Annotated in this window: 31 protein-coding genes; 19 read left to right on the forward strand and 12 right to left on the reverse strand. The window is 53.3% G+C overall.

What is annotated here, in order from left to right:
- Positions 1–65: 65 nt before the first annotated feature.
- Positions 66–1,406, forward strand: a complete 1,341-nt coding sequence (pmbA, locus tag HZS80_RS00430; RefSeq protein WP_179914812.1) for a metalloprotease PmbA — start codon at positions 66–68, stop codon at positions 1,404–1,406.
- 3 nt (positions 1,407–1,409) lie between these two features.
- Here pmbA and HZS80_RS00435 read toward each other — a convergent pair whose 3' ends face one another.
- From HZS80_RS00435 to HZS80_RS00480, 10 genes are all read right to left on the reverse strand, one after another.
- A complete protein-coding gene (locus HZS80_RS00435) occupies positions 1,410–1,679 on the reverse strand; it encodes an HPr family phosphocarrier protein (RefSeq protein WP_008958647.1) in 270 nt (89 codons plus the stop codon).
- Between the two features lie 45 nt (positions 1,680–1,724).
- Complete coding sequence (gene rapZ / locus HZS80_RS00440; protein WP_179914813.1) at positions 1,725–2,657, reverse strand: RNase adapter RapZ; 933 nt, start codon at positions 2,655–2,657, stop codon at positions 1,725–1,727.
- Positions 2,658–2,746: 89 nt separating this feature from the next.
- The gene (locus HZS80_RS00445) at positions 2,747–3,217 is read right to left on the reverse strand and encodes a PTS sugar transporter subunit IIA (protein ID WP_008958649.1); all 471 of its coding nucleotides are present in this window, start codon (positions 3,215–3,217) and stop codon (positions 2,747–2,749) included.
- Positions 3,218–3,221: 4 nt separating this feature from the next.
- Positions 3,222–3,530, reverse strand: coding sequence for a ribosome hibernation-promoting factor, HPF/YfiA family (gene hpf, locus HZS80_RS00450; protein ID WP_007114683.1), 309 nt, complete (start codon positions 3,528–3,530; stop codon positions 3,222–3,224).
- A gap of 98 nt (positions 3,531–3,628) precedes the next feature.
- Complete coding sequence (locus HZS80_RS00455; RefSeq protein WP_179914814.1) at positions 3,629–5,044, reverse strand: RNA polymerase factor sigma-54; 1,416 nt, start codon at positions 5,042–5,044, stop codon at positions 3,629–3,631.
- 123 nt (positions 5,045–5,167) lie between these two features.
- On the reverse strand, positions 5,168–5,917 hold the full coding sequence (lptB, locus tag HZS80_RS00460; protein WP_179914815.1) for an LPS export ABC transporter ATP-binding protein: 750 nt from the start codon (positions 5,915–5,917) through the stop codon (positions 5,168–5,170).
- Positions 5,918–5,928: 11 nt separating this feature from the next.
- On the reverse strand, positions 5,929–6,420 hold the full coding sequence (lptA, locus tag HZS80_RS00465) for a lipopolysaccharide transport periplasmic protein LptA (protein ID WP_035566346.1): 492 nt from the start codon (positions 6,418–6,420) through the stop codon (positions 5,929–5,931).
- An 11-nt stretch (positions 6,421–6,431) separates the two neighbouring features.
- The gene (gene lptC, locus HZS80_RS00470) at positions 6,432–7,001 is read right to left on the reverse strand and encodes an LPS export ABC transporter periplasmic protein LptC (RefSeq protein ID WP_179914816.1); all 570 of its coding nucleotides are present in this window, start codon (positions 6,999–7,001) and stop codon (positions 6,432–6,434) included.
- Positions 7,001–7,543 (reverse strand): KdsC family phosphatase, encoded by a 543-nt coding sequence (locus tag HZS80_RS00475; RefSeq protein WP_035566341.1) that lies wholly within the window; start codon positions 7,541–7,543, stop codon positions 7,001–7,003. Before HZS80_RS00475 ends, lptC begins: the two co-directional genes overlap by 1 nt.
- Before the next feature lie 63 nt (positions 7,544–7,606).
- Positions 7,607–8,593, reverse strand: a complete 987-nt coding sequence (locus HZS80_RS00480) for a KpsF/GutQ family sugar-phosphate isomerase (protein ID WP_179914817.1) — start codon at positions 8,591–8,593, stop codon at positions 7,607–7,609.
- Positions 8,594–8,910: 317 nt separating this feature from the next.
- Here HZS80_RS00480 and HZS80_RS00485 point away from each other — a divergent pair, with 317 nt between their 5' ends.
- From HZS80_RS00485 to hisD, 9 genes are all read left to right on the forward strand, one after another.
- On the forward strand, positions 8,911–9,732 hold the full coding sequence (locus HZS80_RS00485) for an ATP-binding cassette domain-containing protein (RefSeq protein ID WP_179914818.1): 822 nt from the start codon (positions 8,911–8,913) through the stop codon (positions 9,730–9,732).
- Positions 9,733–9,768: 36 nt separating this feature from the next.
- Positions 9,769–10,569 (forward strand): lipid asymmetry maintenance ABC transporter permease subunit MlaE, encoded by an 801-nt coding sequence (gene mlaE / locus HZS80_RS00490; protein WP_176303087.1) that lies wholly within the window; start codon positions 9,769–9,771, stop codon positions 10,567–10,569.
- Between the two features lie 16 nt (positions 10,570–10,585).
- Entirely contained in the window at positions 10,586–11,050 is a 465-nt protein-coding gene (gene mlaD / locus HZS80_RS00495; RefSeq protein ID WP_179914819.1) for an outer membrane lipid asymmetry maintenance protein MlaD, read from the forward strand.
- 74 nt (positions 11,051–11,124) lie between these two features.
- Positions 11,125–11,766 (forward strand): MlaC/ttg2D family ABC transporter substrate-binding protein, encoded by a 642-nt coding sequence (locus tag HZS80_RS00500; protein WP_246361629.1) that lies wholly within the window; start codon positions 11,125–11,127, stop codon positions 11,764–11,766.
- Positions 11,763–12,101: an STAS domain-containing protein gene (locus tag HZS80_RS00505; protein WP_179914821.1), complete on the forward strand. Its 339-nt coding sequence runs from the start codon at positions 11,763–11,765 to the stop codon at positions 12,099–12,101. The genes HZS80_RS00500 and HZS80_RS00505 overlap by 4 nt, the downstream gene beginning before the upstream one ends.
- Positions 12,102–12,209: 108 nt before the next feature.
- On the forward strand, positions 12,210–12,461 hold the full coding sequence (locus HZS80_RS00510; RefSeq protein WP_007114696.1) for a BolA family protein: 252 nt from the start codon (positions 12,210–12,212) through the stop codon (positions 12,459–12,461).
- A gap of 10 nt (positions 12,462–12,471) precedes the next feature.
- Positions 12,472–13,734: a UDP-N-acetylglucosamine 1-carboxyvinyltransferase gene (gene murA / locus HZS80_RS00515; protein ID WP_179914822.1), complete on the forward strand. Its 1,263-nt coding sequence runs from the start codon at positions 12,472–12,474 to the stop codon at positions 13,732–13,734.
- 76 nt (positions 13,735–13,810) lie between these two features.
- On the forward strand, positions 13,811–14,464 hold the full coding sequence (hisG, locus tag HZS80_RS00520) for an ATP phosphoribosyltransferase (RefSeq protein ID WP_035566316.1): 654 nt from the start codon (positions 13,811–13,813) through the stop codon (positions 14,462–14,464).
- 13 nt (positions 14,465–14,477) lie between these two features.
- The gene (hisD, locus tag HZS80_RS00525; RefSeq protein WP_179914823.1) at positions 14,478–15,806 is read left to right on the forward strand and encodes a histidinol dehydrogenase; all 1,329 of its coding nucleotides are present in this window, start codon (positions 14,478–14,480) and stop codon (positions 15,804–15,806) included.
- Between the two features lie 41 nt (positions 15,807–15,847).
- Here the strand turns inward: hisD and HZS80_RS00530 are convergent, their stop codons facing one another.
- Positions 15,848–17,113 (reverse strand): Do family serine endopeptidase, encoded by a 1,266-nt coding sequence (locus HZS80_RS00530; RefSeq protein WP_179914824.1) that lies wholly within the window; start codon positions 17,111–17,113, stop codon positions 15,848–15,850.
- 129 nt (positions 17,114–17,242) lie between these two features.
- Here HZS80_RS00530 and HZS80_RS00535 point away from each other — a divergent pair, with 129 nt between their 5' ends.
- Positions 17,243–18,004, forward strand: a complete 762-nt coding sequence (locus HZS80_RS00535) for a Nif3-like dinuclear metal center hexameric protein (RefSeq protein WP_179914825.1) — start codon at positions 17,243–17,245, stop codon at positions 18,002–18,004.
- Positions 18,005–18,087: 83 nt separating this feature from the next.
- Here HZS80_RS00535 and HZS80_RS00540 read toward each other — a convergent pair whose 3' ends face one another.
- Positions 18,088–18,546 carry a ZapG family protein gene (locus tag HZS80_RS00540; RefSeq protein WP_035566857.1) on the reverse strand — a complete coding sequence of 153 codons (459 nt, stop codon included), beginning with the start codon at positions 18,544–18,546 and terminating at the stop codon, positions 18,088–18,090.
- A 207-nt stretch (positions 18,547–18,753) separates the two neighbouring features.
- Here HZS80_RS00540 and zapE point away from each other — a divergent pair, with 207 nt between their 5' ends.
- The 8 genes from zapE to HZS80_RS00580 all read left to right on the forward strand — a co-directional run bounded on the left by zapE (position 18,754) and on the right by HZS80_RS00580 (position 25,124).
- Positions 18,754–19,938 (forward strand): cell division protein ZapE, encoded by a 1,185-nt coding sequence (gene zapE, locus HZS80_RS00545; protein ID WP_179914826.1) that lies wholly within the window; start codon positions 18,754–18,756, stop codon positions 19,936–19,938.
- 185 nt (positions 19,939–20,123) lie between these two features.
- Complete coding sequence (rplM, locus tag HZS80_RS00550) at positions 20,124–20,552, forward strand: 50S ribosomal protein L13 (protein WP_008958668.1); 429 nt, start codon at positions 20,124–20,126, stop codon at positions 20,550–20,552.
- Positions 20,553–20,565: 13 nt separating this feature from the next.
- Positions 20,566–20,955 (forward strand): 30S ribosomal protein S9, encoded by a 390-nt coding sequence (gene rpsI, locus HZS80_RS00555; protein WP_008958669.1) that lies wholly within the window; start codon positions 20,566–20,568, stop codon positions 20,953–20,955.
- Positions 20,956–21,164: 209 nt separating this feature from the next.
- Positions 21,165–21,764: a ubiquinol-cytochrome c reductase iron-sulfur subunit gene (gene petA / locus HZS80_RS00560; protein WP_179914827.1), complete on the forward strand. Its 600-nt coding sequence runs from the start codon at positions 21,165–21,167 to the stop codon at positions 21,762–21,764.
- Positions 21,764–23,023, forward strand: coding sequence for a cytochrome b (locus HZS80_RS00565; RefSeq protein WP_035566295.1), 1,260 nt, complete (start codon positions 21,764–21,766; stop codon positions 23,021–23,023). The genes petA and HZS80_RS00565 overlap by 1 nt, the downstream gene beginning before the upstream one ends.
- Complete coding sequence (locus HZS80_RS00570) at positions 23,023–23,790, forward strand: cytochrome c1 (RefSeq protein WP_035566294.1); 768 nt, start codon at positions 23,023–23,025, stop codon at positions 23,788–23,790. Before HZS80_RS00565 ends, HZS80_RS00570 begins: the two co-directional genes overlap by 1 nt.
- Positions 23,791–23,939: 149 nt before the next feature.
- The gene (sspA, locus tag HZS80_RS00575) at positions 23,940–24,566 is read left to right on the forward strand and encodes a stringent starvation protein SspA (RefSeq protein WP_008958673.1); all 627 of its coding nucleotides are present in this window, start codon (positions 23,940–23,942) and stop codon (positions 24,564–24,566) included.
- Positions 24,567–24,632: 66 nt separating this feature from the next.
- Positions 24,633–25,124 carry a ClpXP protease specificity-enhancing factor gene (locus HZS80_RS00580; RefSeq protein ID WP_179914828.1) on the forward strand — a complete coding sequence of 164 codons (492 nt, stop codon included), beginning with the start codon at positions 24,633–24,635 and terminating at the stop codon, positions 25,122–25,124.
- Positions 25,125–25,194 lie beyond the last annotated feature (70 nt).

The raw sequence follows: 25,194 nt of genomic DNA on the forward strand, positions 1-25,194 counted from the left end.
GCGAGTACAACATTGATTCGCCGAAGACATTCTCTTGGAGACATTCGGTTGAGATAGGAGGACATATGGCACAGGCATTTGATGCATCCGCGCAGCAGTCGTTACTGACCGCGCGGGCCGAAGAGGCGCTAGCGTTGGCAAAGCGCTTGGGCGCGGATGCTGCCGAAGTAGGCGCAAGCGTCGATCAGGGAATAGGTGTTAGCGTACGCCAGGGTGAAGTTGAGACGGTTGAGTTATCCCGTGATCAGGGCATCGCCGTGACGCTTTACGTAGGCCAGCGTAAAGGTAGTGCCTCATCAACGGATGCTAGCAGTGCCTCGATCCAGGCTGCGGTAGAAAAAGCGCTGGCGATTGCCCGCTATACCGGAGAAGATCCGGCCGCCGGGTTGGCCGATGCATCGTTGATGGCCACCGAGTTACCCGATCTGGAAGTGCATTACCCCTGGGCACTCACAACCGATGAGGCGATCGAGCTAGCGCTTGCTTGCGAGCAGGCGGGGCGTGATGTTGACGGTATCTCTCAGTCGGATGGCGCATCACTTTCGAGTGGCGAAGGCGTGCGCGTTTATGCTAATAGCCACGGCTTTTTAGGCACCCAAAAGGGCAGTAGTCACTCTCTTTCATGCATGCTGATTGCACAGGATGCGAGCGGTATGCAGCGCGACTACGACTACACTTCTGCACGCGATCCCAAGGCACTGCGCGACCCCGCCGAGGTGGGCCGTGAGGCCGCCGAGCGTACGCTGCGCAGGCTCGGCGCAAAACGTCCGCCCACGGGCACCTTTCCAGTGCTATTTGACCCGTCGCTGTCCAGTGGATTGATTGGTCATTTACTGAGTGGTTTAGCAGGTGGTGCTTTATATCGCCAAGCCTCTTTTCTGTGTGATCGGCTTGGCACGCCGCTGTTTCCTGATTGGTTCAGCCTTGAAGAACGTCCAATGGAAATCGGTGCCACAGCGAGTTCGCCGTTTGATGGCGAGGGCGTGCAAACCCGTAATAATCGTTTTATCGATCAGGGCAGCATTGCCAGCTATATGCTCTCTTCCTACAGCGCTCGTCGGCTGAGTATGCAAACCACGGGCAATGCTGGTGGGGCACGAAATGTGCGTTTAGTGGCACCACTGCAATCCCGTGACAGTCTATTAAAAGAGATGGGCCGGGGGATTTGGGTAACCGAGCTGATGGGGCAGGGCGTTAACGGCGTGACCGGTGATTACTCACGTGGCGCTGCAGGGTTTTGGGTAGAGGATGGAAAAGTACAGTACCCGATCGAGGAGTTTACGATTGCCGGGAACCTGGAGCGGATGTTTGCCGGGTTAGTGGGGATTGGCGATGACACCGATACCCGTGGCAGTGTTCACACGGGTAGTTGGTTAATTGATGCCATGACCGTAGCGGGAGATTAAAAGCTACTGATCTTCCTCAAAACGAGCATCGAACAGCGCTTGAATAGCATCAAGCGCCTGTTCGGCGTCATCGCCTTCAGCGTTGATGGTTAGCTCGGTACCGCAAGGGGCGGCGAGCATCAGCAGTGACATGATGTTGGCGGCGTCAGCGACCTGTTGCTGTTTTTGAACACGTATTGTCGCCGTGAACTGTTGGCCGCATTTTACCAGTTTGGTCGCCGCGCGTGCATGCAGGCCGCGTTGATTGGTAAGTGTGAGAATTCTTTCTGGCACCCTGGTTCCTTTTCGCCGAGTGGTGTCATTAATGGATAGAAGCGCTTAAGACGTTGCTTGCTGCTCGTCGGTTTGGGATGTGCTGGCGGGCGGAGCAGCTGGCTGTTCATTTAATGTGTACTGCAAGCCTAGCTCGCGATGACGTAATTGAATTTCGCCCATACTGTGTACTAATCGCTCTGCTAGCTGTTCGACCATATAGACCGAGCGGTGTTGCCCACCGGTACAGCCAATCGCGATAGTCATGTAGCTACGCTGGCTATCTTGGTAAGCGGGCAGCCAGCGCTCAAGCCAAGCCTGAATATCGTTACTCATGGCGTCTACGATGGGATAACCGCTTAAGAAGGCCACTATGTTCGCATCGCGGCCTGTGAATTGGCGTAGCGTTGGGTCCCAATATGGGTTTGGCAGGCAGCGCACGTCGAAAACCAAATCAGCATCCAACGGTACACCGCGCTTATAACCAAACGACTCAAGCGTCAGCGTGAGCTTGTCGCGCCGCTGATGGGCGACTTGGTCGGTAATGCGACGACGCAAATCGTGAACTGATAGCCTCGAGGTATCGATCAATAAATCGGCTAGATCACGAATGTCGAGCAGCGTTTCTTCTTCTTTATTGATAGCCTCTTCAAGCGTCATTTCGCTATCGCGCGTCAGCGGGTGCCGCCGCCGTGTTGCGGAGTAACGCTCAAGTAGGATGCGCGCATCAGTGGTCAGATAGATCACTTGAAAATCAATTTTACGTTGCCGCAAATCCTCTAATAAAGAGGGCAGTCGTGCCAGGGCGCCAGGCAAGTTACGGGCATCGATACTGACCGCCAAATGGGCGCGGTCGCCCTGGTCGCGTAATTCGTCCACCAACGACCCCAGCAACATGGCAGGGAGGTTATCAATCGCATAGTAGCCAAGATCTTCAAGCGCTTGTAAGGCGATAGATTTACCTGACCCAGAGCGGCCGCTAATGATCACAAGTTGCATAGAGTCTCTCTTTGCTTTGATCAAGCTGCGTTAAGGGTGGTGAGCGCAAATCAACCTGCCGTTGAGTACCGCTTGGCAGGTTTAGGCTTTCAGGAAGTTGTTTGCTCACGAATTTTAGCGGTAAGCAACTCAAGTAGTTCGCGTTGGCTGCCTGCTTTACGCAGTTTCTGACGCGTATCCGCATCGTTCATGATGGTCGCTACCTGGCCGAGCAAAGAAAGATGTGTGTCATCAGCCTCTTCTGGAACTAGCAATACAAACACCAGATCCACCGGGTCGCCGTCGATAGCGTCAAAATCAATCGCTTCTGCGAGTTTTAAAAAACCAGCAATCGGGGCCGAGCAGTGAGGACTACGCGCATGGGGAATAGCCACGCCGTTACCAATCCCGGTACTGCCTAAGCGCTCACGGCCAATTAAACGGCTAAACACTTCTTGGCTGTCCAGACTGGGGATATTTTGGGCAATAAAGGTGCTGAAAAATTCCAGCACCCTTTTTTTGCTGCCCCCGGGGACGTCAAATAGAACACGTTCCGGGGGGAGTATGGTTTCCAACGTCATTGAATTAACGCACGCCTGCGCCTTGGGCGCGAGCTTGTGCTTTTTCCTTATGTTTAACGAGTTGCCGGTCAATTTTGTCCGCTAATGCGTCAATAGCGGCGTACATATCACTGTCTAGGGCTTCCGCATGTAAATCAGCACCTGCTGCGTGCAGTGTACAGGCGGCCTGCTGGCGCTCTTTCTCCACAGATAAGGTGACTTGCACCGTGGTTATATTGTCATAATGGCGCTCTACACGTTCAAGCTTTTCGTTGACATAGTCACGCAAGGCGTCAGTCAGTTCTACGTGATGACCAGTGATATTAACTTGCATTGACGTACTCCTTATCCATCGGACTGTACTTCGATTGTAACCCTTTTTGCCGCGTTGCAAAGCCCTTGTCGAGAGTTTCCCTAATACGTTGATTTGTGCTAGCGCAAACGACGTCGCTCGCTAGAGGAGGGAATGCCCATGGCTTCACGGTATTTAGCCACCGTTCGACGCGCTACTTGAACTCCCCCCTCTCCTAATAGCGTGACTAAGCGGCTATCAGAAAGAGGCTTTCCTGGCGGCTCCTCTTGAACCAATTTCTTAAGCCGAGCGCGGATAGCGGTGCTTGAATGGCTGTCACCATCCTGGCCGCTGACTTGGCTTGAGAAAAAGTATTTGAGTTCAAATACGCCGCGAGGCGTATGAATGAATTTCTGAGTGGTCACCCTGGAAATAGTCGATTCGTGCATTTCCACGGCCTCGGCGATATCGGCCAATATGAGCGGCTTCATGGCTTCTTCGCCGTGTTCTAAAAAGCCAATTTGCCGGGTGATAATCTCGCGGCCAACGCGCAGTAGCGTATCGTTGCGGCTAGATAGGCTCTTGATCAGCCAGCGCGCTTCCTGCAAATGCTCTTTTAAAAACTGATTGTCCTGACTTTTATCCGCACGCTTTATTAAGCTTGCGTAGTCGGGCTGAATGCGCAGTCTTGGCAATGCCTCAGGATTGAGCTCTAAGTGCCAGCCTTCGTGGTCATGGCGTACGACCAGGTCGGGCGTTACATAACTATCATCGGTATCGCCATAGGCGCTGCCTGGGCGTGGATCAAGGCTACGAATGAGGAGAATGACATCAGCCAGCTGGTCATCATCGAGTCCCAGGCGGCGTTTAAGTAAGCGCATGTCATCTTTGCCTAGTGCTTCCAGAAACTGCCGTACTAAGCGGCGGGCAGGAACCAGCAACGGCGTATCATCGGGAAGAGTGGCCAGCTGCAGCATCAGGCACTCACGCAGGTCGCGGGCGAATATCCCTGTTGGCTCAAATTGCTGAAGCTTAAGCAGAATAGTTTCTACTTCGCGCTGGCTAAGTCCATCGACGCCTTGGGCGCGAAGCCCTTCACGGATGTCGTTGAGCGGCTGGGTTAAATAGCCATTAGCATCTAGCGCGTCGATAAGACTTTCTGCGACAAGTTGCTCTCGTGCGCCAAAATCAGTCATGGCGAGCTGCCACAGCAAATGCCCATGAAGACTCTGGCCAGCCGCTTGGCGCTCAAAATCAGGTCCTTCGCTGCTGGTGCCGCCGTGACTGCCCATATCTTGGTAGGTATCAGACCAGTCACTATCTACCGAGAGCTCGGTGGGAATGCTCTCTGACCACTCTTCCTCTTTGGGCTCGCTGGCAGCCTGTTCGCCAAATTCATCCTCTTGTTCCAGCATGGGGTTGGCATCTAGGGCCTGCTGAATTTCTTGTCGTAAGTCCAGCGTTGATAGCTGTAACAGGGCAATGGCCTGCTGCAGCTGAGGTGTCATGGTCAGCTGTGTGCCGATGCGCAGTTGAAGAGAAGCTTTCATGACCATCTGAGAACCACTCGTTAATCAGAATGCTCCACCCTAGTGCGAGTAGGTCTCCGGTGCAAGTGCAATAAGCATGCCATTGGTAGTAAAGTTGTTGGAGAGCGCTAATTAGACGTGAAAAATAAGCTAGAGGCGGAAATCGGCGCCTAGATAAACCTCTCGCACTTTCTGGTTAGTGAGTATCGAGGCTGGAGAGCCGCTGGCGATGATTTGACCATCGCCTACGATGTAGGCGATGTCACAAATATCCAGGGTTTCGCGTACGTTGTGGTCGGTGATCAGTACGCCGATGTGGCGCTGCTTTAATGCCCGAATAATGGTTTTGATCTCGCCCACCGAAATGGGGTCTACGCCAGCAAAGGGTTCGTCCAGCAGAATGAATGCGGGTTCTGTCGCCAGTGAGCGAGCAATCTCCACACGCCTGCGTTCACCGCCTGAAAGGCTCATGCCCAGGTTGTCGCGAATATGGGTGATGTGAAAATCTTCAAGTAGCGCTTCCAGGCGCTGCTCGCGGTCGCTACGGCTGAGCTTTTTGCGCGTTTCGAGTATCGCCATAATATTATCGGCAACCGATAATTTACGAAAAATAGACGCTTCTTGCGGAAGGTAGCCGATACCCGCCGCAGCGCGTTCATGCATTGGGGCGCGGGTTAGATCTACATCGTCGATACCCACTTTGCCAGCATCGGATTTCACCAGCCCCACAATCATATAAAACGAGGTGGTTTTACCCGCGCCGTTAGGGCCCAGTAAGCCCACAACGCTACCTTGGGAGATCTCTAAATTGATGTTTTTAACGACTCGGCGTCGCTTATAGCTTTTGGCCAAGTGGTGGGCATATAGGGTTTTGATTGGCGTGGTGTCTGTAGTTGCCAAGGCTTGGCTCCCTATTGTTCGGGCTGAAGCGTCATACGTATGCGCTGGGTTTCGCTGCCGTCAACGTCAGAGCGGGCCTGAATCACTTCACGGTCAATAAAATACTCAAGGCGACCGCCGGTGAAGGTGTCTTCTTGTTGCGTTAATTCGGCTTGGTCGATCAGCTCAACGCGGCGTTCAGCGACATGATAAATAATGCGCCTTGCCCACCCTTCCGTAGGGCCTTCTTGCCCTTCAGCTTGATGACGTAAGTAGGCGCGCTCACCGGTGGAGGTCGCGCGGGAGAGCTCGCCTGCCTCGTTGCGTTCGATCTCTACTCGCTCGCCACGTAATTGCATTCCGCCTTGGCGAATATCGACATTGCCTGTATAGACAGCGGTTCCCGCTCGCTGGTCAAGGTCTAAGCGGTCGGCTTCGACTTCTACCGGGGCCTGGCTGTTTTGGGCCAGTGCCGAGAGCGGTACCGCAAGGGCAAAAAGGGCGCTATATAGCAGTGATTTCATGGCAAATCCTGTTAGCGTTGCGTGGCCGGAGGGTGCGTGCCACGCACATTATCAGTTAAGCGCACTTGGCTTTCGTTAAGCCAGACGTCCATGCGCGACGCGTTCATTTGCTGGGGCGGCTGTTGTAGCACTACCGGTGTTTCACTCCATGCATGCTGGTTTAGCCCGTCATAGTGCAATAATTCGGTATCTAACTGCCAACCTTCATCCGGTGCGATCAGGCGAGCAGAGCCTGACATCAGCAAGACCTGAGTGGACATGTTAAGCGTGCCTACATCGGCGCTAGCCAGCCACTGGCGGTTTTCGCTGTCGTATAAAATAGCTTCGGGCTCTTCCGTCCAGGTTTCACTACGCTGCGGCGTATGGATCAGACGTGAGGTTTTAAGCGCCTGTAATACGCTGCCCTTATCACCGAAAAGGGTGATCTCAGCGTTTTCCAGGACGTGGCCTGGCTCCTGGGCCTGCGCTCCAGGGTCAATGGCCGTGTCTTGAGGCCCCTGTGGGTCAAGCCACACCAGTAAAGCCCCCAAGGCTACCACCAGCCCGGCTAACCAAACGCGTACTTTTATCTGCTTCACCATTAGGTGCGACCGTGAAGGTAGGTGTCTAGCACCGCGCCCCAGTGCCCTTGAGATTCAAGCAGTGTGTCACAGATTTCACGTACCGCGCCGTGGCCACCTAGTCGTTCCGTGGTCCAGTCGGCGTGGGTGTGCATGTAATCTGGCGCATTAGGGACGGTAATGCCGACGCCGCAACGCTTAATAGCGGCCAAGTCAGGCAGGTCGTCACCACAGTAGGCCACCTGCTCTAGCTCTATATCGAGACGCTGACAAAGCCCGCGCAGGGTAGCAAGCTTGTCTTCACAGCCTTGATGGACCAGGTTGATGCCCAGTGATGCGGCGCGCTGGCTCACCATGGGGGAATCGCGGCCCGTCACTAGCGCTACATGTATGCCCACTCGCTTAAGAAGCTTCAGCCCATGACCATCCTGAGTATGAAATGCTTTGATTTCGATGCCGTCAGCCTGAAAGTAGAGGCGGCCGTCGGTCAGTACGCCGTCAACATCCAGCGCTAATAGGCGCACGCGGCGGAGTCGATCAAGTAGCGCATTAGGTAAGGTCATAGAACCTCCTTATCATTAAATTCGTAAAGCGGGTCGGTAATATTGCTGAATGACGCCGCTGGCTTAAATAACGCCGCTGGCAAGCAGGTCATGCATATGTAGCGCCCCGATAGGACGCTGTTGTTCATCAACCACTGCTAGCGCCGTAATGCGGCTCTCTTCCATGATACGTACCGCTTCCGCCGCCAGGATGTCGGGGGCGATGCGCTTGCCCGGCCGGGTCATTACATCGTCAACGATGACATCGCGCAGGTTGTGAAACTGGTCGAGCGTGCGTCGAAGGTCACCGTCAGTGTATACCCCGGCTAGGCGGCCATCGCTATCTACCACGCAGGTAAAGCCTAGCCCTTGACGGGTGATTTCCAATAACGCGTCGCGCAGCGGGCTTCCCAGGGGGACTTGGGGCAGTCGCTCACCGTCGTGCATAAGATCTCTAACGCGCAGCAGCAAGCGTTTGCCTAAGCTGCCACCAGGGTGGGAAAGGGCAAAATCTTCAGCGGTAAAACCGCGCGCTTCCAGCAGCGCCACAGCGAGGGCGTCGCCCAGGGCGAGCGCTGCCGTTGTTGAGCTGGTGGGGGCCAAGTCGAGCGGGCATGCCTCACGCTCTACGCCGCTGTTCAGGTGCGCATCAGCGTGTTTAGCCAGCGTGGAGTTGGGGCGGCCTGTCATACTGACTAGCGGCGTACCCAGGCGTTTAAGCAGCGGTAAGAGCGCAGTGACTTCGGCGGTTTCACCCGAGTTAGACAGCGCCAATACCACATCGGAACGGGTAATCATGCCTAAATCGCCGTGGCTGGCTTCACCAGGGTGAACGAAAAAAGCTGGTGTGCCTGTGCTGGCAAGTGTGGCCGCCAGCTTACCAGCGATATGCCCCGACTTGCCCATGCCGGTCACCACCACGCGGCCTTGGCAGGCGAGAATTAGCTCGCAGGCACGGTCAAAACTTTCGTCTAGTTTGGCTTGAAGGCCGCCAATGGCTGCCTGCTCAATTTGCAGCGTACGCAATGCACTTTCGCGTAGTAGGCTGGGTGGAGCGAGAGGCTGGCGCATAGCGTTTTCTCTTAATCATTGAACATATAAAAAGTAGTAACCACCAAGAATAACATCTTGGCACCCTTTATAGGCAGTCGTTGAGATAGTAGTTGGGGACGTTAGCCCGGGTGCGTTTTGACGATAAGGCGGTCTGCTACGGGTTCGCTATCAATAAACGGGTATGCCAGTGGAAACACTCAAGCGTTTCGTCGTGCCTTGTAGCGTTATAGTACAATGTTTGATAATGTTTTAGAAACACTGTTTTGTAACCGCGATAGCCGCAAATAGGGTATGATGGCTAACCCAAGTGCGCCTCGTTAAGAGTCAACTGATCCATGACAGATGCTCCATTTATTGAAATTGAAGACCTCTATTTTTCACGTGGCGATCACGAGATTTTTCGCGGCATAAATATGACGATTCCGCGCGGCAAAGTAACCGCGATTATGGGGCCAAGCGGTACTGGTAAAACCACGCTGCTTAAGCTAATCGGCGGGCAGTTGACTCCAGAGCGTGGGCGGATAGTGATTGATGGGCAGGATGTTCATCGGCTATCTCGTAAGGCGCTATTTACGCTACGCAAGCGGATGGGGATGCTATTTCAAAGTGGCGCGCTGTTTTCCGATTTAGATGTATTTGAAAACGTTGCTTTTCCGTTACGCGTACATACTGATTTGCCCGATACCATGGTGCGCGATCTAGTGCTGCTGAAGCTGCAGGCGGTCGGGCTGCGGGGGGCGCGTCACTTGACGCCCGCAGAGCTGTCGGGAGGCATGGCGCGGCGGGTCGCTCTGGCTCGTGCCGTGGCGCTGGACCCGGAGTTGATCCTGTATGACGAACCTTTCGTTGGTCAGGACCCCATCTCGATGGGCGTTTTAGTGCAGCTTATTAAGCGCCTTAATCAAGCGCTGCAACTCACCTCTGTGGTGGTGTCTCACGATATTAAAGAGACTCTGAGCATTGCAGACTATCTCTATTTAATTGCTGATGGTCAGGTGGTTGCCCATGGTACGCCGCAAACCTTAGATACGAATCAAGACCCCAGGGTGAGCCAGTTTATTCATGGCGAGCCCGATGGCCCAGTGCCGTTTCACTATCCCGCTGAGGCATTTTATCGCGATATTTTGGGCGAGCCCCCGATGACAAAGACAGGCTAATGGCTTCAATGCAGGGTAAATACAGGGCAGGGACAAATGCAGTCAAAATTTTCTAACGGCACCGCGCGTATTACCCGATTGGGGCGTCGAGGGTGCGATTTAATGGAAGCATTAGGCCGCGCGGGGGTGTTTCTCTTCCAATCCGCTGTTGGTGTGCCATCCCGTGAGGGTTGGCGCTTATGGTTGCATCAGATGCATTTTGTCGGTGTGCTCTCACTCGCCATCGTGTTGGTGTCTGGTCTGTTTATCGGCATGGTGCTGGCACTGCAGGGCTATACCATTCTGGTCGATTTCGGCGCTGAGCAGGCGCTTGGGCAGATGGTGGCGCTGTCACTGCTGCGTGAGCTGGCGCCTGTGGTGGCTGCGTTGCTGTTTGCTGGCCGTGCGGGCTCGGCATTGACCGCTGAGATTGGCTTAATGAAAGCCACCGAGCAGCTCACCAGTATGGAGATGATCGGTGTTGATCCGCTGCGCCGGGTGGTCGCTCCGCGGCTATGGGCGGGCTTTGTGTCGCTACCCATTCTAACAGTAGGTTTTAGTGTGGTGGGTATCTGGGGTGGCTACTTGGTGGGCGTGGAGTGGTTGGGCGTTTTCGAGGGCTCTTACTGGAGCAACATGCAGGCCAATGTGGCTTTTGTCAGTGATATTGGCAATGGGATGATCAAAAGCGCTGTGTTTGCGCTGGTGGTGACCTGGATTGCTGTCTTTCAGGGCTACGACCTGGTGCCGACCTCAGAAGGCATATCTCGTGCTACCACACGCACGGTAGTGTATTCGTCGCTTGCAGTTCTGGGGCTTGATTTTGTGTTGACTGCCGTCATGTTTGGCGGCCTTTAATGGGTGGAGCAGTTTCATGAGACGCAGTAAAACCATGGAGTTCGGTGTTGGCCTGTTTATGATTGCTGGCATTTTGGGACTTGTATTCCTCGGCTTGCGTGTTAGTGGACTGACACTCTCCGCGCCCGCTCAGTCGTTTCAGTTGGAGGCCAATTTTGCCAATATTGGTAGCTTAAAACCTCGCGCTCGGGTCACTATGGCTGGGGTGACGGTGGGGCGCGTTGAATCTATTGAGTTGGATACGCAGTGGTTCGATGCACGGGTGGTGCTAAGCCTGGACAGCGAGTTGGAAGGCCAGCTCTCCAGAGACACGATAGCGTCTATTCTTACTGCCGGCTTGTTAGGCGAGCAGTATATCGGCCTTAGCGCAGGCGGTGACCCTGAGATGCTGGAGGAGGGTGACACGATTCGTGATACTCAGTCGGCGCTGGTGCTGGAAGAACTTATCCAGCAATTTGTGTCCAACATGGCAAGTAATTAATGTTTCAACTAATGAGGCACGAACCCAGTGCATTAACGGGTCGGGAGATAATGGTTATGAAGGGAGTAAACGGGATGGTAAGTCGTTGGTTGCTGGTGGGTATGATCATGGTGGGGTTAGTGTTGCCGCTACAGGCCCTAGCACAGAGCCAGTCCCCTGAAGCATTGGTTCGCGATAATGTTGAATCACTAATGGAAGACCTTGATGGTCGCCAAGATTATTACGCTAATAATCTGGGTGAGCTTGAGGCGTTAGTGGATAGAAATCTCGACCAAGTGGCTGATTTTCGCTATATCGGTGCCAGTGTGATGGGTAACTATTTCCGCAACGCCACCCCAGAACAGCGCAGCCGTTTTGCCGATGTGTTTCGTCAAACGCTGATTGATACCTATACCCGTGGGCTGGTGACATTTGATTATGACGAGCTACGAGTGCTGGATGCCCAGCAAGCGCAGCGCTATGACGATCAAGCTAGTGTCGCGATGGAAGTGGTGGCGAATAATGGTCAAGTGTACCCCGTGAACTATAGCTTAAGGCTTTCTAATGGCGAGTGGCGGGTGGTCAATGTGATTGTAAATGGCATTAACCTGGGTTTGACGTTCCGCAATCAGTTCGACCAGGCCATGCGCGATAATAATCGCGATTATGATGCTGTCATCGACGGCTGGTCGCCTGAGGTGGGTGTTGAAGAGCTTGAACAGGGAGGCGATGCGTGACAACGCTTTTTTCACGCCCCGGTATCACGGTGGATGCTGAAGACGCTACCCTGCAAGTAGTCGGTGATGTGGATGTGACGTTGGCGGCTGATTTGGCCGCCAGCGGTGTTACGTGGCTCAAGCAAGCCGACTTAACCTCACTAACACTGGATTTTAGCCGCGTTGAAAAAGCCAGCAGTGCTGCCATCAGCGTGCTGTTTGAATGGTTGCGCACGTGTCGGCAGCGCGAAATCCAGGTTCAGACTATCCGCTTTTCAGATCCTCTACGCCGACTTGCCTCATTAGCTGAACTGGATGCATTGATTGATCATCCATCAGCGACCTTGGCTGTTTAAAGCTAGGCCATTTAAAACTACGCCATCGCCAAGCGCGCTGCTTTTCTTTATTATGTCGCCCCAATTACGTTTATTAATATTGACGACCCCAAAGGAGTTTTTTGCGCCATGCAACCCAACGAGGTAAAAGCACTGCTTGAATCCCGTATTGACGGATGTCAGTTCCATATTCAGGGTGAAGGCTGTAATTTTCAGGTGATTGCGGTTGGTGATGCCTTTGAAGGTCTCTCTCCGGTCAAACGTCAGCAGCTCGTCTATGCTGCTCTCAGTGATGAGATCGCCTCTGGCGCGCTCCACGCCATTAGTATCAAAACGTTTACTCCGGCGCAGTGGCAAACTGCACCGGAAAACGTCCAGTAACGGTCGCTCCATGGATAAATTAATCATTACCGGCAATGGTTCGGTAGACGGTGAAGTGTGGGTGAGCGGTGCCAAAAATGCAGCGTTACCCATCTTGTGTGCCAGCCTGTTGGCCGACGGCCCCGTAGTGATTGGTAATTTGCCGCACCTGCAGGATATTACCACCACCTTAGAGCTGCTGGGTCGTATGGGGGTTGAGCCGGTAATGGGTGAGAAGCTGAGTATCCAGTTAGATGGTTCTCAGGTGACCCAATGCCACGCACCTTATGAGCTGGTTAAGAAGATGCGTGCTTCCATCCTGGTGTTAGGGCCGCTGCTTGCCCACTTCGGTAAAGCTGATGTGTCGTTGCCCGGTGGCTGCGCGATTGGTTCGCGCCCGGTGGATTTGCACATCCGTGGTTTAGAGGCCATGGGGGCTGAGATTCGTGTTGAAGCGGGCTACATCCGTGCGCGGGTCGATGGCCGCCTGAAAGGCGCGACGATTTACTTTGATACCGTGACGGTAACCGGTACCGAAAACCTGCTGATGGCGGCGACGTTGGCCGATGGCAAAACCGTTCTGGAGAACGCTGCCCGCGAGCCAGAAATCGTCGACTTGGCAGAGTGTTTGATCAAGATGGGCGCTAAAATCAGCGGCCAAGGTACTGACACTATTACCATTGAGGGCGTTGAGAAACTCCACGGCTGCGAACACGATGTCATGCCTGACCGTATTGAAACGGGCACGTTTCTGGTAGCTGCTGCCATGACAGGCGGGCGAGTGAAGGTAAGGCGTACCCGGGCGGATATCCTGGATGCGGTCATCGCCAAGCTGGAAGAGGCAGGCGCTGAGATTACCAGCGGTGACGATTGGATTGCTTTGGATATGCACGGCAAGCGCCCCAAGGCGGTGAATATACGCACGGCGCCTTATCCAGCGTTCCCCACCGATATGCAGGCTCAGTTCGTGGCTATGAATGCGGTGGCTGTGGGGCATTCACGGGTAGTCGAGACCATTTTTGAAAACCGCTTTATGCATGTTCAAGAGCTTAACCGCATGGGCGCCAATATTGTGCTGGAAGGTAATACCGCTTTGATTGAAGGGGTTGAGAAGCTATCCGGCGCGCCTGTCATGGCGACCGATCTACGCGCTTCCGCTTCGCTGGTGATTGCAGCGATGATGGCCGAAGGGGAAACCCTGGTCGATCGTATTTATCACATTGACCGTGGCTACGAGTGCATCGAAGAAAAATTGCAGTTACTGGGCGCGCGCATTCGCCGTATTCCTGGCTAAACCATGCGACCAAACTCGCTTGCTACGAATTCTGCATGCTACCGGCGGTGCATGCTATTAACCACTGGCCTAAACGATGAGTAAGCAACTGATTTTAGCCCTCTCGAAGGGCCGCATTCTGGAAGAGACGCTGCCACTGCTGGCCGATGCGGGCATCACGCCCGCCGAGGATCTAAGCAAAAGCCGTAAGCTGCTGTTTGACACCAACTTGCCAGACGTCAAGCTGGTGATTATCCGCGCAACCGACGTGCCCACCTACGTTCAGTTGGGTGCCGCGGATGTGGGTATCGCTGGGAAAGATGTACTGCTTGAGCACGGCGCTGAAGGGCTTTACGAGCCGCTGGATTTGGAGATTGCTCGCTGTAAGTTGATGACGGCGGGCGTTACCGGCCAGTTGCCAGCGCGCGCCCGGCGTCGGGTGGCCACCAAGTTTGTTAACGTGGCCCGCCGTTACTACGCCGAGCAGGGCATTCAAGCCGAAGTGATCAAGCTTTATGGCGCCATGGAGCTTGCGCCCCTGATGAACCTAGCGGACGAAATTGTCGATATCGTTGATACCGGCAATACACTGCGGGCGAATGGAATGGAGCCGCGTGAGTTAATCGCCCATATTAGCACCCGACTAGTGGTGAATAAGGCAGCCATGACCATGAAGCATGAGCGCATTAAGCCGTTACTGGCCCGCCTAGACAGCGCGGTCAAAAAGCGTCAGGCACAGCTTGCCGAATGACATGAGGTGACCCATGAGCGAACCCAATAGCAAACAACGTAATGCCACCATTTCACGCCTGTCGACAAGCGATGCAGACTTTAACCATCAGCTTGATGCGCTGTTAGATTGGGAGGGGGTGTCAGACAAAGCAGTTCAGGCACGCGTAGAAGAAATTCTTGCCAGTGTTAAACAGCGAGGCGACGCCGCAGTAATTGAAGCTACCAACCGCTTTGATCGGCTTTCAGTTAGCTCAATGAACGAATTGCAACTCACACCTGAGCAGTTGAAGAAGGCGTTTGATCACCTGCCTTCTGAGCAGCGTGAGGCGCTCTCCAGTGCTGCCGAGCGCATTAAGCAGTACCACGAGCGCCAAAAGCCCAGCTCCTGGCAATACGAAGAGGCTGACGGCACGGTGCTGGGACAGAAAGTCACCCCACTGGATCGCGCCGGTATCTATGTGCCGGGGGGGAAGGCGGCTTACCCCTCCTCGGTGCTGATGAATGCGATTCCTGCCCATGTGGCCGGTGTCCGAGAGATTGTCATGGTAGTGCCTACGCCGGATGGCGTGCTCAATGAGTTGGTATTGGCTGCGGCCCACCTGGCCGGGGTCGATTATGTCTTCACCATCGGTGGGGCTCAGGCGGTGGCTGCGCTTGCTTATGGCACTGAGAGTGTGCCTCGTGTCGACAAGATCGTGGGGCCGGGCAATATTTATGTCGCCACCGCAAAGCGGGCGGTATTTGGACAGGTGGGAATCGACATGATTGCCGGCCCCTCGGAAATCATGGTGGTGTCCGATGGGCTGACTGATCCTGATTGGTTGGCGATGGATCTGTTCTCCCAGGCCGAACACGACGAAGACGCGCAGGCGATCTTGGTGAGCTGGGATAAGGCGCACTTAGCTGCCGTTGAGGCTGCGATTGAGCGCCTGCTGCCGACACTAGAGCGCGAAGAGATTGTGCGTGAATCGCTACGCCGACGTGGGGCGTTAGTGCTTTGTCAGGACGCCCAAGAAGCGATTACGCTGATTAACCGGATTGCCCCTGAGCATCTGGAACTTTCGGTCGCTGAGCCAGACGCTTGGTTGGACGATATCCGTCACGCCGGGGCGATCTTTATGGGGCGTTACACTGCTGAAGCGCTGGGAGATTATTGCGCGGGGCCCAATCACGTGCTGCCTACCTCTGGAACGGCACGTTTCTCGTCACCGCTAGGTGTCTACGATTTCCAGAAGCGTTCTTCAATTATTCACTGCTCGGCAGGCGGTGCATCTGAGCTGGGCAAAATTGCCTCGGTATTGGCGCGAGGCGAGTCATTAACCGCCCACGCCCGTTCAGCTGAGTACCGTATTCGCGATTGAGGCCCACCAAATATCGTGCCAACGCGTTCAAACTGTTACCGCTATGAGTCGCGTTGGCCGGGCACCTCTTCATTAATCGGAATAGCGGGAAGCGGGCGTTCGCCCACTTCTAATGTCATTTCCATGCGCTCGCCGCTGCGCACAATGGTTAACGGCAGCGACGTGCCGGGGGGGATTGAGGCGATTTCGCTCATCGTGGAGCGAGCATCCAGAATGGGCTCTCCGTCCACGGCGAGTAGTACATCGCCAGGCTCTAGACCTGCTTGCGCAGCCGGACCACCGCTGACGACACCGGCAACAATGACGCCTTGAGGTGTTTGCAGCCCAAAGGAGGCCGCGAGTTCGCGTGATAGCGCTTGTGCCTCTATACCCAGCCAGCCACGAATCACACGTCCTTGAGTAACCAGTTCATCTAGGATGCTGTGGGCAAGGTTGGCGGGGATCGCAAAGCCAATACCCTGGGAACCCCCTGAGCGTGAGAAAATGGCGGTATTAATACCCACCATGGCACCGTCAGGGTTGACCAGCGCGCCGCCAGAATTACCTGGATTGATCGCAGCATCTGTCTGAATAAAATCTTCATAGGCGTTGAGCCCTAGGTGATTACGTCCCGTGGCGCTAATAATGCCCATGGTGACGGTCTGGCCCACCCCAAAAGGGTTACCAATGGCTAGCGCTACGTCGCCCACTGCTACGTCGGCAGAATCGGTCAGTTCAATAACCGGCAAGTCGTCCAAATTAATGCGCAGCACGGCTAAATCACTTTCAGGGTCGGTGCCAATCACTTCGGCCAACGTTTCGCGCCCATCACGTAACGCCACCTGAATTTCGTCGGCGCCATTGATAACGTGGTGATTGGTTAATACGTAGCCGTCTTCACTCACAATAACCCCAGAGCCTAGGCTGGAAAGCATCCGCTGGTGAGTCGTCGCATCGTCGCCCTGGCTATCAAAAAATTGCTGGAAGAAGGGGTCCGACATCAGTGGGTGCTGATCGCGTTCCACAATACGTGATGAATAAATGTTAACCACGGCCGGCGCTGCTTGTTCGACTGCTCGTGAATAGCTCACTGGGCCCTTATTGCGGGATAGAGGGGCAGCCTGGTGTATTTCTGGAGCTGGGCGATTAGGGTTGGGTTCGACTGCCGCTGGGACCGTAGAAATAACCGGGGCCGGAGATTGAGGTGCCTGTGGCGTTGAATCACGAAACGGGTTGGGAAGTTGCTCGGGGAGCGCAAACAGGATCACCACAGCGAGCAGTACGCCAGTAACAACAGGCCATAGGTAAGGCAGCATATAGCGTCGCATGTAATAAATTCCTTAACGAGTCAGTCTCACTGTTCGCGATAAAAAGCAGCGAGTTTTACAATGTTTTAATGGTAACACTTTCTTAGCAAGTTCCTCACGGGTGCATTTAAATCAATAAAAGGACGCAATATGATTCATCGTGACCAATTAGTGGCAGCCTGTGACCATCAGCTGCGCGCTGCCCAGTTTAAAGATTATACGGTTAATGGTTTGCAGGTGGCGGGTAGTGAGCACGTTAAACGCGTTATGACGGGAGTGACAGCCTGTCAGGCTTTGCTGGATGAAGCCGTTGCTTGGCAGGCGGATGTGGTGTTGGTGCATCATGGGTATTTCTGGAAAAACGAACCCGTTGCGATCACCGGCATGAAGCAGAAGCGGATTAAAACACTGCTTGATAACGATATCAGCCTGCTGGCGTACCACCTACCGTTGGATGCTCACGCCGAAATGGGCAATAACGCCGAATTGGCCAGGCGCCTAGGCTGGAAAGTGGAGGGGTGTATTGATGGCGAGCTTGGAGAAGGACTTTTATGGTCAGGACGTTTAGCGCAGCCACTTTCTGTACAGGATCTCGCCGTGCAAATTGCGCACACCCTTCAGCGTGAGCCTTTGGTTATTGAAGCCCCACAGGTGGGTGATATTGAGCGCATTGCCTGGTGCACCGGTGGGGCGCAAGACATGATTACGGCAGCCTTTGAGGCGCGGGCGCAAGCCTTCGTGTCGGGTGAAATATCCGAGCGAACCACCCACTTGGCGCGCGAAATGGGGATCCATTATATCGCTGCTGGTCATCATGCCACCGAGCGCTATGGGATCCAGGCCATGGGTGAGTGGTTAAGTAATGAGTATGATGTTGAGCATCGCTTTGTGGATATTGATAATCCTGCTTAACACATTAAGCGCCCCGAAAGTTTGTTGATGAGAATCGGGGCCGCTTATTGTTGTTTGGTTATTTAATATTGTCGTTTAGTCACTTAATAGCGGGGTGGTTGAGGCGTTGTCACCTCATTTCTTTTCAAGCCAAAATCCTCAGATAGCGTACCGCCTTTACCGTCGGCGTAGTCGCGCGGGGTAGCGGGAGCCGCTGTATCAGCCGGTGCCTGCTGTTCAGAGGTAGAATTGATGCCAGAAAGATCAAGGCTTGGCTGAATCGCCGCATCTCGAATATCCCACTCCTCAGCGTCCTCTTTTAGCTGAAGTTCTAGTTGGTTGGCTTCATCGCGAATATTGCTGAGTCGCTGATAGATCCCGGTCAAATGGCTGCCCACGCTGTTCTTCATTTCAGCGATTTGATGTTCGCGTTCGAGTAGCTTTTGACGCATGGAAGCAGCCTCACGCTGGCTTTTGCTGAAGAGGCGATAGCAGCCTAATCCAACGATTAAACCGACGATAAAACCGATAATGGCAAAGGTTAATGGTGAGCTTGCGTCCACAGTGTTCTCCCTGGCGCCTTGAATATAACCGCAGACTGCATTAGCCAGCAGTTTTTGAATTAAACAGGCTGCCATTATAGGCGTCAGTCTGCCGGTTGGGTCAATCCACTCATGCGCTTAGACGTCTCTGCGGGTATAATCGCAGCCTTCTTAAGGTGGCCAGTGGTTGTGCTGGTTGCTGCCTTACATGCTGTGGGAGGCGATTGCATGTCATCAACATCTGCGGATAGGGCAATGTCCAAAACACGCCCGGCATCGCCTATTGAGCGCTACCGCGCGGATTTAGAGCGTGAGGATTTTCAATATGATGCGGCGCAGGAATCAGCAGTAAAACATTTGCAGCGGCTTTATGATGAGCTTGTAGCTGCACCTACGACCGTGCCAAAAACCTTGGTTGCCCATAAGGGCTTGAAAGCCAAGATGGCCGGCTTAATGGGTAAAAGATCTTCCTCTGCCGATAAACCTGTCTTGCCTCAGGTAAAAGGGCTCTATTTTTGGGGAGGGGTAGGGCGCGGTAAAACCTATTTAGTCGACACGTTTTACGAATCCCTCCCTTTTCCTGACAAAATGCGTACCCATTTCCATCGCTTTATGCAGCGCGTCCATAACGAGCTGACACACTACAAGGGTGAAAAAAATCCCCTCACGCTGATTGCGGGTAAATTTGCCACTGAGGCGCGTGTGATTTGCTTTGATGAATTTTTCGTCAAAGATATTACCGATGCCATGATACTTGCCAACCTGCTGGAGGCGCTTTTTGAGCGCGGGGTAGTGCTGGTGGCAACCTCAAATATCGTGCCTGATGACCTGTATAAAGAGGGTCTGCAGCGGGCCCGTTTTCTGCCTGCCATTGAGCTTGTCAATCGGCATTGCAGCGTGGTGAACGTCGATTCAGGCGTTGACTATCGTCTGCGCGCACTTGAGCGGGCTGCTATTTTTCACTCACCGCTGGAAGAAGCGGCTGAGCATGAACTTTCGCGTAGCTTTCGTGAAATAGCGGGGCAGGAGGGCGAGGTAGATGCGTCGCTAGAAATTAACCATCGTGTGCTGAAAGCCCGCCGTTTGCATGATGATATTGCTTGGTTTGAATTTCTTGAGTTGTGTGACGGGCCGCGTAGTCAAAATGACTATATTGAACTGGCCCGTGAGTTTCACACCGTGTTGGTCTCCAATGTAATGCGAATGGATGCAAAAAAGGATGATCAGGCGCGCCGTTTCATCAATATGGTGGATGAGTTTTATGATCGTGGCGTAAAACTACTGATGTCGGCAGAAGTGCCAATTGAGCAACTTTATAGCGATGGCAAGCTGACATTCGAGTTTCAGCGTACGCTTTCTCGCCTGCAAGAAATGCAGTCAAAGGAGTACTTGGCGTTGGCGCATAAACCCTAGCGGGCGAAGAGCCCCTAAGCCAAGTAAAAAAGTCACGATACGGCTTAACTTGTCGTTATCCTTACTGTAGAATGCCGCCTCGCTACATGTTGCTGGCGTAAGCTGGCAACCAAAAAGAATAGGGATGGTGCTTCGCCGTACAACGGTGTGAGTCACCCAATACATTTAATCTGGTGATTTTATCCATGAAGACGTTCAGTGCTAAGCCGCAGTCCGTCCAGCGCGACTGGTATGTTGTCGACGCTAAGGACAAAACGCTCGGTCGCCTGGCAACCGAGATTGCTCGTCGCCTACGCGGCAAGCATAAGCCCGAATTTACCCCTCACGTTGATACCGGTGACTACATCGTTGTTATCAACGCAGAGAAAGTCCATGTGACCGGCAACAAGGCGAAGGCTAAAACCTACTACCGCCACACTGGTTACCCGGGCGGTCTGCGCTCTATGACATTCGACAAGATGCTTGATCATGCGCCTGAGCGCATTATTGAGTCAGCCGTTAAAGGCATGTTGCCGAAAGGTCCTTTGGGTCGCGCCATGTACACTAAGTTAAAAGTGTACGCCGGTGCCGAGCATCCGCATGCTGCCCAACAGCCGCTTGAACTAGACATCTGAGGAAATCTTCGCCATGACACAGCAGTATTACGGTACCGGGCGCCGCAAGACTTCCACCGCTCGCGTGTTTATGAAGCCAGGCTCTGGCAAAATCACTGTCAACAACCAAGACCTTGACCTTTACTTTGGTCGTGTTACTGGTCGTATGGTTGTTCGTCAGCCGCTTGAGTTGACCGAAACGCTAAGCCAGTTTGACATCTTCGTAACTGTCGCTGGTGGCGGTGGTTCATCTCAGGCAGGCGCTATTCGTCACGGTATTACACGTGCCCTGATGAACTACAATGAAGACCTGCGTCCTTCGCTACGTGCCGCTGGTTACGTAACGCGTGATGCTCGTCAAGTTGAACGTAAGAAAGTCGGCCTGCGCAAAGCACGTCGTCGTCCGCAGTTCTCTAAGCGTTAATTCTTTACGTTATGCGGTAAAGCGCCCAGGTCACCGACCTGGGCGTTTTTTATTGAAATATCATAAAATTATATTGCTCGTACCACTATGGTCACGGGCGGTTGTTCTTGTGCACAGCGCTTTGTTTTTTTACCATAGAGCGTATTTGATATTCGTCGTCGCAAGACGCCTTTGCGGCGAAGCGGGTAAGCTGATGGGAGAAACCTGAAATGGCAGATAACGGCGTAAACAAAGGCCGACGCCGTTTCCTCGTAGGTGCCACCTCCGTTGTGGGTGCGGTAGGTGCTGTCGGGGTTGCGGTACCCTTTGTGGCTTCTTGGCAGCCTAGTGCCAGGGCAAGAGCGGCGGGTGCTCCTGTTCAAGCGGATATATCGAGGCTTGAACCAGGGCAGCGTATGACCGTTGAGTGGCGTGGTCGTCCTATATGGATTATCAACCGTACACCGGAGATGATTGAGCGCACTGAATCGCTGGGCAGTGACCAGTTAGCTGATCCTGATTCGGAAGTGCCACAACAACCTGCGTACATCGATGGGGGGTTGCGGTCGATTCGACCTGAGATTGGGGTGCTGATTGGTATCTGTACACACTTAGGTTGCTCGCCACTTTTTCGCCCTGAGCCTGATGCAGAGGGCGTAGGCGTCGATAATTGGCCGGGTGGTTTCTTCTGTCCTTGCCATGGTTCTCGCTTTGACTTAGCTGGTCGTGTGTTCAATAACGTTCCTGCGCCGACTAACCTCGAGGTCCCGCCCTACCGCTTTGAGAATGACGATATCATTGTCATCGGCGAAGATGAGGAGAGTGCCTAATGGGTAACCCGAATAAAGCCAAAGCGGAAAAGGGCATCATGCGGTGGGTAGATGATCGCTTTCCCGCGACTCAAATGTGGCAAGAGCATCTATCTAAATATTACGCGCCAAAAAACTTCAACTTCTGGTACTTCTTTGGCTCGTTAGCGCTGCTGGCGCTAGTTAACCAAATCCTAACCGGGGTTTGGCTGACGATGAGCTTTAATCCCTCGGCTGAAGGTGCGTTTGATTCTGTCGAATACATCATGCGCGATGTGGAGTGGGGCTGGTTGATTCGCTATATGCACACCACCGGCGCCTCTGCTTTCTTTCTCGTTGTTTACCTGCATATGTTCCGTGGCCTGTTATACGGTTCTTACAAAGCCCCCCGCGAGTTAGTGTGGGTCTTTGGCATGACGATTTACCTGGTGCTAATGGCGGAAGCCTTTATGGGCTACCTGCTTCCTTGGGGCCAAATGTCCTATTGGGGCGCGCAGGTTATCATTTCGCTATTCTCTGCCATTCCCGCTATTGGCCCTGATTTAGCGCAGTGGGTTCGCGGTGACTTCCTGATCTCAGGGATTACCCTTAACCGTTTCTTTGCGCTGCACGTGGTGGCCCTGCCCATCGTTATTTTGGCGCTTGTAGTGCTGCATATCATTGCCCTGCATGAAGTGGGTTCAAATAACCCCGACGGTATTGATATCAAGCAGAAGAAGGATGAGGCCGGTGTTCCGTTGGACGGGATTCCTTTCCATCCCTACTACACGGTTAAAGACCTGGTAGGTGTTGCGGTATTCCTGTTTGTTTTCTGTGTGGTGGTGTTCTACTTCCCAGAAGGCGGAGGCTACTTCATTGAGCGTCCTAACTTTGATCAGGCTAACCCGCTGCAAACACCTGACCACATTGCGCCCGTTTGGTACATGACGCCGTTCTACGCCATTCTTCGTGCTATAACTTTCTCGGTGTTTGGCTTAGACGCTAAGTTCCTGGGCGTTATATTCATGGGCGCAGCGATTGCAATATTGTTTGTTCTGCCCTGGCTGGATCGTAGTCCGGTACGCTCTATGCGTTACAAAGGCTGGATGTCGAAAGTGATGTTGCTGCTGTTTGCCATCAGCTTCGTTATTCTTGGTGTTTTAGGTGTGTTGCCATCAACGACAGGGCGAACCATTCTGGCGCAAACGTGCACCGTGATTTATTTCGCCTTCTTTGTCTTGATGCCTGTCTACACCAAGCTTGAGAAGACTAAACCCGTTCCAGAAAGGGTGACTGGCTAATGAAAAAGCATCTATTAGGACTCCTTTTCGCCTTAGTGCCAGTAACCGCGATGGCTGCAGGAGGCGCAAGTGTGCCTCATTCGATGGAGCCTGATCTTCACGATCAAGCCTCGTTGCAAAACGGCATGAAGCTCTACGTTAACTACTGCATGGGTTGTCACTCGCTTCAGTATCAGCGTTTTGCCCGTGCGGCTGACGACTTGGGGATGCCTCAGGATCTGGTGGAAGAGAATCTGATTTTTTCGCCTGAGTTGGCCTATAACGATCAAATGCACATTGCTATGGACAGTGGCGATGCAGAGGGTTGGTTTGGTGCGCCGCCGCCCGACCTATCGCTGAAAGCACGTGTGCGAGGAACCGATTGGATCTACTCCTATCTGCTCGGTTTTTATAAAGATCCCAGCCGTCCAACCGGCGTCAACAACACGGTATTCGATTTGGTAGCAATGCCTAACGTGTTGGAGCCTCTGCAGGGCGTGCAAGAGCTGGTGTGTGCTGAAACGGATCATCCGGTAGAAGGGCAAGAGCCGGATGCGTTATCAGGTAAGTATCAGTCTTGTGACGTGCTGCAAGTCACAGAGCCTGGTGAGCTCGAGCCTGCTGAGTTTGAGGAAGCGGTGTATGATCTTACTAACTTCCTGGCTTATGTAGGCGAGCCCTCCAAGCTTCAGGCCCAGGCACTGGCGCCTAAGGTGCTGATCTTTATTTTCATTTTTGGTGTGATTGCTTACCTGCTCAAGCGTGAGTATTGGCGAGATATCCACTAATTAGTAGTAGCTGATCGTCAGTAGGGCGCACGGCGTGAGCCGTGCGCCTTTTTCTTGTCAGCATGACAATAAAGCAAAGCAAGCTAGCTTCCCCTAAGGGTGTGCTGGCGTGTTATTATCCAAGATTGTTTTGAAGTGAGGATGCTTTCATGGGTGTTGTGGCCAAGCGGTCGTCGATGATCTTTTACTCAGGTGGTGATGATCATTTCAGTCATCGTGTGCGCATTGTGCTGGCCGAGAAGGGGGTCGCCGTTGATATCGTCGATGTTCTCGACGAAAAACCACCAGAAGAGCTGGCAGACCTCAATCCGTATAACAGTGTACCGACACTGTTAGATCGTGACCTAGTGCTTTATGAGTCCAAAGTCATGATGGAGTATCTGGATGAGCGTTTCCCGCATCCTCCGTTGTTGCCTGTTTACCCAGTGGCTCGGGCGCAAAGTCGTCTATGGATGCACCGCATTGAGCGTGAGTGGTGTCCAATGGTTGATCAGATTCGCAGCGGTGGAAAGAAAGAAGCGGATAAGGCGCGTAAAGAGCTACGCGAAAGCTTAATTGGTATATCGCCAATTTTTGAAGATATGCCTTATTTCATGAGCGAAGAGTTTACGCTAGTGGATTGCTGCTTAGCGCCTGTGTTGTGGCGCTTGCCGGATCTCAATATTGAACTGCCTGAAAAGCAGGTTAAGCCGTTGCTGGCATATATGTCACGTGTATTTGAGCGTGAAGCGTTTAAGGCATCTTTAAGTGAGCGTGAAAAAGAGATGCGCGCTTGAATTCATTCGGCTCCCGTTCGCTTGTTAGAGGCAGGGAGCCTTACTTGTAAGGAGGAGGGAGTCTAGATGAAATCGAGTCGGCCCTATCTCGCCAGAGCGCTTTATGAGTGGCTGCTGGATAATGAGCTAACACCTTATCTGGTGGTGGATGCTACCTTGCCAGGCGTCGAGGTGCCTCGCCAGTTTGTTCAGAATGGCCAGATCGTTTTGAATGTGGCGCCTACTGCCGTGCGCGATCTTTTTATGGAGAATCAAGCAATAGGCTTTAATGCCCGCTTTGGTGGGCAGCCGATGCAGGTGATGATTCCGACGCCGGCTTTAATTGCTATCTATGCCCGGGAAAATGGCGCTGGAATGGTCTTTGGCCATGAGCCTGAGTTGGGTGAAGGCACCGAATCTTTTGGGGATATTGAGGACGACGAGAAAGCCTCTGGTAAGCCTGAGCTTTCAGTCACTGAGCCAGTTCATGATGAACATGGCGATCCCAAAACTTCAGCCGAAACCTCTGATATAGCTTCTAGCGCTAAGAAAAAACCAACGCTACGGGTTGTTAAATAACGCTAGTTAAATAACACCTGTGGTGTGAATTAAAAAGCCTCGCTTTTATCAAGCGAGGCTTTTTTATGCG

The sequence above is a fragment of the Vreelandella glaciei genome (genome assembly GCF_013415125.1).
GTDB lineage: Bacteria > Pseudomonadota > Gammaproteobacteria > Pseudomonadales > Halomonadaceae > Vreelandella > Vreelandella glaciei.